We start from the raw sequence: 10,904 nt of genomic DNA on the forward strand, positions 1-10,904 counted from the left end.
CCTTCCTCTTGCCGCCCTGGTTGACCGCGACCGCGGTGTCGTTGACGACCTTCAGGAACGGCACCACGCCCTGGCTCTTGCCGTTGGTGCCCTTGATGTGGGAGCCCAGCGCCCGCACCGGTGTCCAGTCGTTGCCGATGCCGCCGGCGAATTTCTGCAGCAACGCGTTCTCCTTCAGCGCCTCGTAGATGCCGTCGAGGTCGTCGGAGACGGTCGTCAGGTAGCAGCTCGAGAGCTGCGAGCGGCGCGTGCCGGCGTTGAACAGCGTCGGCGTCGAGCTCATGAAGTCGAACGTGGAGAGCACCTCGTAGAACTCGATCGCGCGCTGCTCGCGGTCGATCTCGTTCAGGGCCAGGCCCATCGCCACGCGCATGAAGAAGGCCTGCGGCAGCTCGATCCGGGCCTCCTCGATGTGCAGGAAGTAGCGGTCGTACAGCGTCTGCAGGCCGAGGTAGTCGAACTGCAGGTCGCGCTCGGCCTTGAGAGCGGCGCCGAGCCGGGCCAGGTCGAACTGGAGCAGCTTGTCGTCGAGGAGCTCGGCGCCCACCCCTTTCTTGATGAACAGCGGGAAGAACTCCGCGTAGCGGGATTCCATGTCGGCCTGCAGCAGCTCCTCGCCCAGGATCTCGCGGCGGATCGTGTGCAGCAGGAGCCGGGCGGTGGCGCGGGTATAGCCGGGGTCCTTCTCGATCAGGGTCCGGGCGGCGAGGATCGCGGCCTTGTGAACCTCGTCGATCGGCACGCCGTCGTACAGGTTGCGCCGCGTCTCGGCGAAGATCGGTTCGGGCCGCACATCGGCGCCGAGACCGGCACAGGCCGACTCGATGACGGCCTGCAGGCGGGCGAGGTCGAGCGGCACCCGGTTGCCGCGGTCGGTGACCATCAGCGCCGGGATCGCGATCACCGGCGCAGCGCCCTGCTTGGCCCGCTCCTGGGCCCGCCGCTCGCGGTAGAGCACGTAGGCCCTGGCCACCTCGTGGTGACCACCGCGCATCAGGCCGAGCTCGACCTGGTCCTGCACGTCCTCGATGTGGAACGTGCCGCCACCGGGCCGCGAACGCAGGAGGGCGCGGACGACGGATTCGGTCAGGCCGTCGACCGTCTCGCGGACGCTGGCCGATGCCGCACCCTGCGTTCCGTGCACGGCCAGGAACGCCTTCATCAGCGCGACGGCGATCTTGTTCGGCTCGAACGACACGACGGCACCGTTGCGGCGCAGGATCTGGTAGCCCTGGTAGGCCGACGATGCCGCTCCGGTGCGGGTGGCCGGCCGAAGCGAGGCGACGACGGCGGGTGTCGCCTGGGCGGTGGTTGCTTGCATGAAATCCCCTTTGGAGCTCCCGGGCGCGCGTCGCGGCGCTCAGGAATGTGTTGGTTTCGCCGGCGTCGGCGGACGAGCTTCTGGGCGGGCTTCTGGACGGACCTGCTCGGCGGCGATCTCGAAAATCCAGCTTGCCATCGGGACACTATATCTGGGGTGTCAGCGGGCAACAAGCACTACCTATAGCGTGTGAACCCTTGTGACCCGTACAAAAGTCACGATACCCGATTGTCCCCCAAAGCGCCTTCTGCCGCCTCGCCAAAGGCTGCCCGGCGCCTGCGTCAGATCGGCAAACGAAGCGGGTACTTGCGCATCGCGCGACGCAGTCGGGCCCAGTCGAAACCCGACCCCGGATCGTCCTTGCGGCCCGGTGCGATGTGCTCGTGGCCGGCGATGCCCGTGATCGGATAGCGCGCCGCGATGTCGGTCAGGAGCGCGGCCAGGCCCCGGTACTGGAGGGCCTCGAAAGCCCCCCCGGCCAGCCCTTCGAGCTCGACGCCGATCGAGTAGTCGTTGCAGCCGGGCCGGCCGCGCCACGTCGACTCGCCGGCGTGCCAGGCCCGGTCGTCGCACGACACGAACTGCACCAGCTCGCCCGTGCGCCGCAGCAGGAAGTGGGCCGAGACCTCGAGGCCGCGGATCGCGTCGTAGGCCGGGTCCTCGTCGAAGTCGAGCGCATTGGCGAACAGCCGCTCGACGGCCGTGCCGCCGAACACGCCCGGCGGCAGGCTGATGGAGTGGACGACGACCAGGTCGACGTCCGTGCCGGCGGGCCGAGGCCCGAAGTTCGGCGAGACGGCGCGACGGGCCCGGCTCAGCCAGCCGCCGCTCCAGGTCCCACCGGTCACTCGCGATCGGCGTTCGACGCGTCGCCGCCGACGTTGACGTTCAGGCGCGCCATCCGGTAGCGCATTTGGCGCAGCGACAGACCGAGGCCGATGCCGGCGGCGGTCCGGTTGAAGCGATGGTGCTCGAGGGCGCGGACGAGGATGTCGCGCTCGACGTCGTCCAGGAACTTGGCGAGGTCGGTCGGCAACGGCTCCTCGACCGGGACCATGCGCGCCGCGGCCCGGGCCGACTGCGCCGCCGCTTCGCCACCGGCCGCGGCGATCTGGTCGAGCTCCTGCGCGGCGCTGTCGGTGAACACCGATTCCGGCAGACCCAGGTCGTAGACGTCGAGCTCCTCCGCGCCGGAGAGCGCCACCGCGCGGTGCAGCAGGTTCTCGAGCTCGCGGACGTTGCCGGGAAACGGATAGCGCGCCAGGTGGACCAGCGCGTCGCGGGTCAGGCGCGGGGCCGGCCACACGCCCGCGTCCCGGGCCAGGCGCTCGAGGATCCGCTCGCTCACCACGCGCAGGTCCTCGAGGCGCTCGCGCAGCGGCGGCACCCGGATCTGGATGACGTTGAGGCGGTAATAGAGATCCTGCCGGAACAGGCCGGCATGCACTTCGGCGCCGAGGTCCTTGTGGGTGGCGCTCAGCAGCCGCACGTCGACCGCCTGCTCGGCCACGGCGCCGACGGGGCGCACCGATCGCTCCTGGATCGCGCGCAGCAGCTTCGATTGCATCGACAGCGGCAGGTCGCCGATCTCGTCGAGGAACAGCGTGCCGCCGTGGGCGGCCTGGAAGAAGCCTTCGCGGTCCTCGTTCGCGCCGGTGAAGGCGCCCTTGCGGTAGCCGAAGAACTCGGCCTCGAGCAGCTGCTCGGGGATGGCGCTGCAGTTGACCGGAACGAAGGGCATCGACGCGCGGACGCTGACCTCGTGGATCGCCCGGGCGACGAGCTCCTTGCCGGTACCCGACTCGCCGCTGACGAGCACCGGCGCCATGCTGCGTGCCACCTTCTCGACCAGGCTGCGCACCTGCTGCATCGCCATCGACGTGCCCGCCATCCGGCCGAGGGCCTGGCTGACCGGCGCCGCCGCCGCCGGTGCCACGACCCGTGCCGGCGGGCGCGGCGGCGCCACGCCGCCGCGGTGCTCCGACGGCAGGCTGGACGGATCGACCGTCGGCCCGCCGCTGCCGCCCCGGCCGAGCGCCGAGGCGATCACGCCGCGGAACTGCTTCAGGTCGACCGGCTTCGTGAGGTAGTCGTAGGCGCCGGACTTGAGCGCCTCGACGGCGTTCTCGGACGAGCCGTAGGCCGTGATGACGATCGCCTTCTCGCGCCGGCCGCCCTCCTCGAGCCAGCGCAGGATGTCCAGCCCGGTGCCGTCGGGCAGGCGCATGTCGGTGATGACCGCGCTGTAGGTGCGGTCCTTGAGGTGCAGCAGGGCCTCCTGGACCGTGCCGGCGGTGTCGAGGTCGTAGCCCTCGCGAAGCAGCGTCAGCTCGTAGAGCGTCCGCAGGTCGGGTTCGTCATCGACGACGAGCAGGCTGAAATGCGATGCAGTGGTCATGGGGTGAGGTGGAGTCGATCTTCGGCCGGCTGCAGCGCGCCCCGGCGCATGTCGACGAAGAAGTCGTTCCGGTGCCGTTGACCAGGCGGCAGGAGCCGATAGTCGATGCGAGCCCCGTATCGTTCGCAGAGCTCGCGACAAATGTAAAGACCCAAGCCTGCGCCGCGGCTCCTTGTCGAGAAAAACGGCTCGAACAAATAGGGTTCCACGTCTGCCGGGATGGGCGGGCCGTCGCTCAGGACGCTGAAGGCGGCGCGCGCGTCGCTCTCGGGCGAGCCCTGGAGGCGGACCACGATCGCGCCCGGCTTGTCGCTGGCGTGACGGCGGGCGTTGTCGAGGAGGTTGACCAGGACCCGACGCAGGTGTTCGGTATCGAAGAGGGCACCGAGGGGCCGGGCCGGCAGGTCGAGGCGCAGGACGCTGGCCGCACCGGTGGCCATCCCCGCGGCGACCGCCCACTCGGCGCTGAAGGCGGCAATCTGCGCCGTCGCGTCGATGGCCCCGACCTCCTGGGCCTGACCCGGCGCGACCTCGAGGACGTCGTCGACGATGCGCTTCAGCCGCTCGACGTTCTCGGTGACCATGCGCATCAGCTGCCGCTGCCCGGGGTCGGTGGCGTCTTCCGACAGCAGGGCATTGGCCTGCGAGATGGCGGCGAGCGGGTTGCGGATCTCGTGCGCGATGCCGGCCGAGACCCGGCCCATGGCGGCGAGCTTCTCCTGGCGACTGCGCGCCTGCACGTTGCGCACGTCCTCGAGGAAGAGGACGCAGAACTCCTCCGCCGCGGCGGGCTCCCGCCTGCGCGTGAAGCGGACCCGCACGCGCAGGGTCCGGTGCGTGTCCGGCGCGAACTGCAGCGGCACGTCACGCCCGACCTCGGGCCACGAGGCTTCGGCGAAGGCTCGCTCGACCGCGGCGACGAGCGCGCCCCAGGCCGGAACGCCGCGCAGCTGGAACGGCGCCGGCCGGCTCGTGCCTTCAGGCGCCAGCAGGCGACGCGCCGACGGGTTGGCGGCGCGGACCTTGCCGGCCCGGTCGACGACGAGCACGCCGTCCTCCATCTCCTCGATGACGAGTCGGTTGAGCTGCGCCTGCTGCCGGGCCAGCTCGAGGCTGCCGCGGGCGCTCAGCTCCTCGCGCGCCAGGCGGCCCGCGAGTTCGCCGGCCAGGATCGTGATGACGAAGAAGCCGCTGCCGGTCAGGCCGGCCTGCGTCATCAGCAAGGTCTTGTCCCCGCCGCTGACGGCATTGAGCCAGGCGACGCCAAGCAGGGCCAAGGTCGCGGCGGCGGCCGTCGCCAGCGCCAGCGCCCGCGGCGTCAGCACGCCGGCCATGAGCACGGGCAGAACGAGCAGCGCCACGTAGTTGATGCTCGATCCGGGCGAGGCGATGTGCAGGCCGGTGAACAGCAGCAGGTCGGCGCCGATGGTCGCCATCCACTGCGGGCTCTGCAGGCGCGCAAAGGCGTGCGGCGCCGCGCCGCGACGAAGGCGCGGCAGCAGCCACATGCTGATGGACAGCGCCGCGTAGGTGATGGTGATGACGACCACCTCCGGGGGCGGCCGCGGGCCGAAAACGCTGGTCAGGGCCACGGTGAGGGCGACCGCGACGCCGAGCGCGGCCCGCGCCGCGATGAATGCGCCGTAGATGCGCTCGAAGGTCGTCCCGGCCATCGACTTCGGCCGGCTCGAGGCGCGCCGCGCCGATGGGTCCGGGTCGGACTGCCACGAGGCGGCGAAGCGCGAATCCTCGCCGAGCGCCGGTGCATCGCCGGTGCTGCCGAAGTTCCCGAACCACGACTCCTCGCCGCTGGACGGCCGACGCGGCCGATCGGCTGCGTCGCTGCTCATCGGTCGTTCGCGTTCGCCTCTTCGAAGGCGACCCGATGCGCCTCGCCGCAGAAGATGCCGCCGCGGCCAGGCAACGCTTCGTCGCGCGGCAGGTGCACGCCGCATTGGGCGCAGGCGACGATCGGCCGGGGCCCGCTCCGGGGCGGGGCGGCCGGGCCCGGGCCGCCGCGCCGGCCGAAGCTGCCGCGCAACAGCCACAGCAGCACGACGACCGCGACGAGGAACAGGAAGATCTTCATGGCCGCTCAGGCGCTCGGGGTTCGATGCAGCACGACCTCGAGGACGAAGCGCGAGCCCACGTAGGCCAGCAGCAGGAGCGCCGCACCGGCATGGACGACGCGGGTGGCCGTGGGACCGCGCCAGCCGAACGCGCGCCGTCCCGCCAGCAGGCCGGCGAAGACGAGCCAGCCGAGCACCGAAAAGACGGCCTTGTGGTCCCATCGCCAAGGGTCGGCGAACCAGGCGCCGAGCGCGATGGCCGCCGTCAAGGCGACGAATCCGGCAGCGACGAAACGGAAGGTCAGCCGCTCGAGGCGCAGCAGCGGCAGGCCGCCGGGCGGTGCCGGTGCCGCAGCGCCGGTTCTCCGCATCTGCCGCTCGGCGCGGTTGAGCAGCAAGGCATGCAGGACGGCGACGCCGAAGAGGCCATACGAGGCAATGCCGAGCAGCCAGTGCAGCGGTGCCCACATCGACGTGGTGGGCCCCACCGCCTGGCCGGGGTAGAGCCATGCCAGGAGGACGACGACGATGCCGCTGGCCGCCAGGGTCCGCCGCGCCCCCGGCACCGGCAAGACGCGGGCCTCGAGCTCGTACACCGCCAGCACCAGCCAGAGCGTGATCGACAGCGCCGGGGCGAAGCCGAAGCGCGCCCCCGGCACATCCGATCCGATGCCGGCGACGTCGATCACGATGGAGAGGCCCTGCGCGATCCAGCCAGCGAAGAGCGCGGCCCGCAGGGCCGACGAGAACCGCTCGCTGCGCAGGGTGGCGATCGCATAGAACGCGAGGGCGAGGACGCTCGGCAGGCCCAGCGTCAGCGCCATGGGTCCGAGCCCGCCCCGGTCAGGGCCGAACGATAGAATCATCGGCCAAGTGTACTTTCGCACCCGCGCCTGCCAGGCGCCTGCGCAGCCCATGGCCTCTGCCCTCACCGACCGGTTGAGCCGGCTCGTCAAGACGATGCGCGGCCAGGCCCGCATCACCGATGACAACGTCCAGGAGATGCTTCGGGAGGTCCGGATGGCTCTCCTCGAGGCCGACGTCGCCCTCCCGGTCGTCCGCGACTTCATCGCCCGCGTCAAGGACCGGGCGCTCGGCGCCGAGGTCGCCGGATCGCTCTCGCCCGGGCAGGCTTTCGTCGGTGTCGTCAACCGCGAGCTCGCGGCGACGATGGGCGAAGGCGTCGCCGACCTCGACCTGGCGACGCAGCCTCCGGCCGTGATCCTGATGGCCGGCCTGCAGGGCGCGGGCAAGACGACGACCACCGCCAAGCTGGCCCGCCACCTCATCGAGAAGCGCAAGAAGAAGGTGCTCACGGTGTCGACCGACGTCTACCGTCCGGCCGCCATCGAGCAGCTCCGTGTCGTGACGAAGCAGGCTGGCGCCGAGTGGTTCCCGTCGACCCAGGACGACCAGCCGGTGGCGATCGCCCGCGCAGCGCTGGATCACGCGAAGCGGCACTACTTCGACGTCCTGCTGGTCGACACCGCCGGACGGCTCGCCATCGACGAGAAGCTGATGGCCGAGATCCGCGACCTGCATGCGGCCCTGCGCCCGGTCGAGACCCTGTTCGTCGTCGACGCGATGCAGGGCCAGGATGCGGTGAACACCGCCAAGGCCTTCAAGGAGGCGCTGCCCCTCACCGGCATCGTCCTGACCAAGACCGACGGCGACTCGCGCGGCGGCGCCGCGCTGTCGGTCCGCACCATCACCGGCGCGCCGATCAAGTTCGCCGGCACGAGCGAGAAGATCGACGGCCTCGAGGTCTTCGATGCCGAGCGGCACGCCGGCCGCATCCTCGGCATGGGCGACATCGTCGGCCTCGTCGAGGAGGTGCAAAAGGGCGTCGATGTCGCCGCCGCGCAGCGGCTCGCCGACAAGGTCAAGGCTGGCGACAGCTTCGATCTGAACGACTTCCTGTCGCAGATTTCACAGATGAAGAAGATGGGCGGCCTCGGCGGCCTGATGGACAAGCTACCCTCGCAGATGACAGGACGGGCCGCCAATCTGGGCCCGGCCGACATCGAGCGTGCCGAGCGCGACGTGCGCCGCATGGAGGGAATCATCTGCTCGATGACACCGCTGGAGCGGCGCAAGCCCGACCTGCTGAAGGCTGCGCGCAAGCGCCGGATCGCGGGCGGAGCGGGCGTTCAGGTGCAGGAAGTCAATCGCATGCTCAACCAGTTCGAACAGATGCGCGACGTGATGAAGAAGATGAAGGGCGGCGGGATGATGAAGATGATGAAGCGCATGGGCGCGATGAAGGGCTTCGGCGGCATGCGCTGAAGCGAGCCCGCTGACTCGCCGGCCTCAATACGGCCACGAAAGGATCGATGAACCCCTACTACCTGGTTTCGATCGTCGCCGCGATGGCGGCGGCGGCGTTGATCTGGTGGCTGGCGCGCCGGCAGGGTCCCGTCGAGCGCCCGGAGCAGCCTGCCGAACGGCTCGACACGCTGGCTGGCTGGCCGCCCGAGCCCACGCGTGTCCTCCGCTCGACCGAGCGGCTTGCCTTCAGCACACTCAAGCTGGCCCTTCCCGGCTACATGATCCTGGCGCAGGTGCCGGTCGCTCGCTTCCTGACCGTGCCGAAACGCAATTCGCACGCCGAATGGATGCGGCGGATCGGCAGCCAGTGCGTCGACTTCGTGATCTGCGACGTCACCTCGCAGGTGGTGGGCGTTGTCGAGGTCCGGCCTCCTGCCGACCAGCTCAACGAGAGGTTGCAGGTCCGCCAGGAGCGGCTGGCCCGCAGTCTGAAGGCCGCCCACATCCCGCTCCATGTCTGGAACGAGGAGAAGCTGCCGACGATCGAGGCCGCCCGCGAGAAGATCCTGCCGAACGCACCCGCGGTCCCTGCTCACCTGACGAAGAAGCCGCTGCCCGCGGCGTCGGGGGTGACCGCGGCTGGCCTGGCCGCGGTGGCGGCCGGTAGCGCGGTCGTCGTCCCGGGTCCGAGTGCCGACCCCTTCGCAGACACCGACCGCGACTGGTCCCAGGATGAGGTCATCGAGGTGCTCGAGCCCAGCAACAACACCTGGTACGACGACATGGAATCCGTCTCGGCGGAACTGCCGCCGCCCGAGCAGCGCTGAGGCGGATCCAGCGCCTAGCTGATCAGGGCGTCGGCGAACTCGCCCGCACGGAAGGTCTGCAGGTCGGCGAGTTTTTCGCCCACGCCCACGAAGTACACCGGCAACGGCTCGCCGCGCTCGCGCGACCAGAGCGCGATCGCCGCCAGCACCCCGCCCTTGGCGGTGCCGTCGAGCTTGGTGATGATGAGGCCGGTGAGCCGCAGCGCGGCATCGAAGGCCTGGACCTGCGTGAGCCCGTTCTGACCCGTGTTGCCGTCGATCACGAGCAGCACCTCGTGCGGCGCGCCGGGCTGGGCCTTTCCGATGGTCCGATGGATCTTCTTCAGCTCCTCCATCAGGTGCGCCTGGGTCGCAAGGCGGCCGGCCGTATCCGCGATCACGACATCACAGCCGCGTGCCTTGCCGGCCACCACGGCGTCGAAGGTGACTCCGGCCGGATCGCCGCCCTGCTGGCTGACGATCTCGATGCTGCCGGCCGCGCGCTGCCGAGACGCGGGACCCGAGCCGGCACGTTCGGCCCAGGCGAGCAGCTGCTCGCGCGCGGCGGCCCGGAAGGTGTCGGCGGCAGCGAGCAGGACCTTGCGGTCGGCATCGATGAGGTGGCGCGCCAGCTTGCCCACGCTCGTCGTCTTGCCGGCACCGTTGACGCCCACCACCATGATGACGGTGGGCGTGTGCTCGCCGATGACGAGCGGCTTCTCGAGCGGCGCCAGCAGGTCCTCGACACAGCGCGCCAGCAGGCGACGAGCCGCCGCGGCGTCGCGCACGTGGGCGCGGCTGACCCGGGTCTCGAGGTCGTCGAGCAGGTAGCGCGTCGCCGCGGCACCGGTGTCGGCCTGCAGGAGGGCCGCTTCCAGGTTCTCGTACAGCTCATCGCCGATCTCGGCCCCGACGAAGGCGTCGGCGATGGTCGAGCCGGTGCGGCGCAAGCCGTTCTTGAGCTTGGAGACCCAGCTTGCACGCTCGGCCGCGGACGCTCCGCCGGCCGGCCCGGGCGCCGGGGCCTCCTTCGGCGCGACCGCCTGCGTCGCCGCCTCGGGCGAAGGCGCAACCGGTCCCTGGACAGGTGCCTCGGCCTCGCCGGCGGCTTTCCCCGGCTTGTCCTTCCGGCCGAACAGGAGCTCGCCGACATCGGTGCCCAGCCAATCGAGCGCGCCGCGGCGCTGCGCGCCGTCAGATTCGGCCGCAGCGGCCGGCGCAGGTTCCTCGCGCACAGGTTCGCGGGCCGGCTCCGCCGGCGGCTTTTTCTTGAAGAAGCTGAACATGGGCAAGCCGATGCAGGAAGCGCCGGGGGCGATGGGCGCGCGGAATCGAAGGGCCTCCCGGACCGCGTCAAACGCCCGGAATCGGCTCGTTATACTCGTGGGCTCAGGCGCTTTAGCTCAGTCGGTTAGAGCGACGGAATCATAATCCGCAGGTCCGGGGTTCGAGTCCCTGAAGCGCCACCAGATGCCCCCGCGAGCGCCCCGGCGCGCCGGTTCCCGGGCCGCCTGGCGGGCCCAGCCGGAAAGCACCATGCTTCGATCGATGCTCACCCTCGTCGCCGCCCTCGGGCTGGCTGCCCCGGCTGCCGGCCAGGTCCAGCGGGCGTTTCCGCCGACCGCGTTGCGCGGTGCGATCGTGATCGGCGAAGCGCCCGAGATCGTCCTCAATGGGCAACGTGCCCGCCTCGCCCCCGGCTCGCGCATCCGCGACGGCAACAACATGTCGGTGGTCCCGAGCGGCCTGCTCGGCGGCCGCTTCCTCGTTCACTACACCGTCGACACGAGCGGCCTGGTGAAGGAGGTCTGGATCCTGCGCCCGGACGAAGCTGCGGTCCGGCCGTGGCCGACCACGCCCGGCGAGGCGCAGGCATGGACCTTCGACCCGGCGGCCCAGGTCTGGATCAAGCCGTGAGCGCGCCGTCGGCCAGGCCGAAGGTCTTCATCAAGACCTTCGGCTGCCAGATGAACGTTTACGACTCGGACAAGATGGCCGACGTGCTGCACGCGGTCGAGGGCTACGAGCCCACCACCGACGTC

Annotated in this window: 11 protein-coding genes and 1 tRNA gene; 5 read left to right on the top strand and 7 right to left on the bottom strand. The window is 70.7% G+C overall.

Features of this window, described 5'->3' with window-relative positions; all coding sequences use genetic code 11:
- From AC30N0_RS19065 to AC30N0_RS19090, 6 genes are all read right to left on the bottom strand, one after another.
- Window positions 1-1,321 (bottom strand): ribonucleotide reductase N-terminal alpha domain-containing protein (locus tag AC30N0_RS19065; RefSeq protein ID WP_489519465.1); only part of this gene is annotated, 1,321 nt, incomplete at its 3' end.
- Window positions 1,322-1,602: 281 nt separating this feature from the next.
- Window positions 1,603-2,169 carry a 1,6-anhydro-N-acetylmuramyl-L-alanine amidase AmpD gene (ampD, locus tag AC30N0_RS19070; protein ID WP_489519466.1) on the bottom strand — a complete coding sequence of 189 codons (567 nt, stop codon included), beginning with the start codon at window positions 2,167-2,169 and terminating at the stop codon, window positions 1,603-1,605.
- Window positions 2,166-3,719 carry a sigma-54-dependent transcriptional regulator gene (locus AC30N0_RS19075; RefSeq protein WP_489519467.1) on the bottom strand — a complete coding sequence of 518 codons (1,554 nt, stop codon included), beginning with the start codon at window positions 3,717-3,719 and terminating at the stop codon, window positions 2,166-2,168. The genes ampD and AC30N0_RS19075 overlap by 4 nt, the downstream gene beginning before the upstream one ends.
- Window positions 3,716-5,569, bottom strand: a complete 1,854-nt coding sequence (locus AC30N0_RS19080) for a sensor histidine kinase (RefSeq protein WP_489519468.1) — start codon at window positions 5,567-5,569, stop codon at window positions 3,716-3,718. Before AC30N0_RS19080 ends, AC30N0_RS19075 begins: the two co-directional genes overlap by 4 nt.
- On the bottom strand, window positions 5,566-5,808 hold the full coding sequence (locus tag AC30N0_RS19085) for a PP0621 family protein (protein ID WP_489519469.1): 243 nt from the start codon (window positions 5,806-5,808) through the stop codon (window positions 5,566-5,568). The genes AC30N0_RS19080 and AC30N0_RS19085 overlap by 4 nt, the downstream gene beginning before the upstream one ends.
- 6 nt (window positions 5,809-5,814) lie before the next feature.
- Complete coding sequence (locus AC30N0_RS19090; protein WP_489519470.1) at window positions 5,815-6,612, bottom strand: cytochrome C assembly family protein; 798 nt, start codon at window positions 6,610-6,612, stop codon at window positions 5,815-5,817.
- A gap of 91 nt (window positions 6,613-6,703) precedes the next feature.
- Between AC30N0_RS19090 and ffh the strand changes: the two genes are divergently transcribed.
- Both ffh and AC30N0_RS19100 read left to right on the top strand, forming a co-directional pair.
- Window positions 6,704-8,074, top strand: a complete 1,371-nt coding sequence (gene ffh / locus AC30N0_RS19095; protein WP_489519471.1) for a signal recognition particle protein — start codon at window positions 6,704-6,706, stop codon at window positions 8,072-8,074.
- A gap of 83 nt (window positions 8,075-8,157) precedes the next feature.
- Window positions 8,158-8,883, top strand: coding sequence for a DUF2726 domain-containing protein (locus tag AC30N0_RS19100; protein WP_489519472.1), 726 nt, complete (start codon window positions 8,158-8,160; stop codon window positions 8,881-8,883).
- Window positions 8,884-8,897: 14 nt separating this feature from the next.
- Here the strand turns inward: AC30N0_RS19100 and ftsY are convergent, their stop codons facing one another.
- The gene (gene ftsY, locus AC30N0_RS19105; RefSeq protein ID WP_489519473.1) at window positions 8,898-10,148 is read right to left on the bottom strand and encodes a signal recognition particle-docking protein FtsY; all 1,251 of its coding nucleotides are present in this window, start codon (window positions 10,146-10,148) and stop codon (window positions 8,898-8,900) included.
- Between the two features lie 106 nt (window positions 10,149-10,254).
- Between ftsY and AC30N0_RS19110 the strand changes: the two genes are divergently transcribed.
- The 3 genes from AC30N0_RS19110 to AC30N0_RS19120 form a co-directional block, all read left to right on the top strand.
- Window positions 10,255-10,331 (top strand) — tRNA-Met (locus tag AC30N0_RS19110).
- Window positions 10,332-10,398: 67 nt separating this feature from the next.
- On the top strand, window positions 10,399-10,779 hold the full coding sequence (locus AC30N0_RS19115; RefSeq protein WP_489519474.1) for a hypothetical protein: 381 nt from the start codon (window positions 10,399-10,401) through the stop codon (window positions 10,777-10,779).
- Window positions 10,737-10,904, top strand: a 168-nt coding sequence (locus tag AC30N0_RS19120; RefSeq protein ID WP_489519475.1) for a hypothetical protein, incomplete at its 3' end; no start/stop codon positions are given. The genes AC30N0_RS19115 and AC30N0_RS19120, both read left to right, overlap by 43 nt.

Origin of the sequence: Rhizobacter sp. (assembly GCF_031412495.1) — a bacterium.
Lineage (GTDB): Bacteria > Pseudomonadota > Gammaproteobacteria > Burkholderiales > Burkholderiaceae_C > Schlegelella_A.

Excerpts from the sequence above, each read along its gene's own strand:
- AC30N0_RS19075 (WP_489519467.1), bottom strand. The coding sequence starts at position 3,719 with ATGACCACTGCATCGCATTTCAGCCTGCTCGTCGTCGATGACGAACCC.
- AC30N0_RS19080 (WP_489519468.1), bottom strand. The coding sequence starts at position 5,569 with ATGAGCAGCGACGCAGCCGATCGGCCGCGTCGGCCGTCCAGCGGCGAG.
- AC30N0_RS19085 (WP_489519469.1), bottom strand. The coding sequence starts at position 5,808 with ATGAAGATCTTCCTGTTCCTCGTCGCGGTCGTCGTGCTGCTGTGGCTG.
- AC30N0_RS19090 (WP_489519470.1), bottom strand. The coding sequence starts at position 6,612 with ATGGCGCTGACGCTGGGCCTGCCGAGCGTCCTCGCCCTCGCGTTCTAT.
- ffh (WP_489519471.1), top strand. The coding sequence starts at position 6,704 with ATGGCCTCTGCCCTCACCGACCGGTTGAGCCGGCTCGTCAAGACGATG.
- AC30N0_RS19100 (WP_489519472.1), top strand. The coding sequence starts at position 8,158 with ATGGCGGCGGCGGCGTTGATCTGGTGGCTGGCGCGCCGGCAGGGTCCC.
- ftsY (WP_489519473.1), bottom strand. The coding sequence starts at position 10,148 with ATGTTCAGCTTCTTCAAGAAAAAGCCGCCGGCGGAGCCGGCCCGCGAA.
- AC30N0_RS19115 (WP_489519474.1), top strand. The coding sequence starts at position 10,399 with ATGCTTCGATCGATGCTCACCCTCGTCGCCGCCCTCGGGCTGGCTGCC.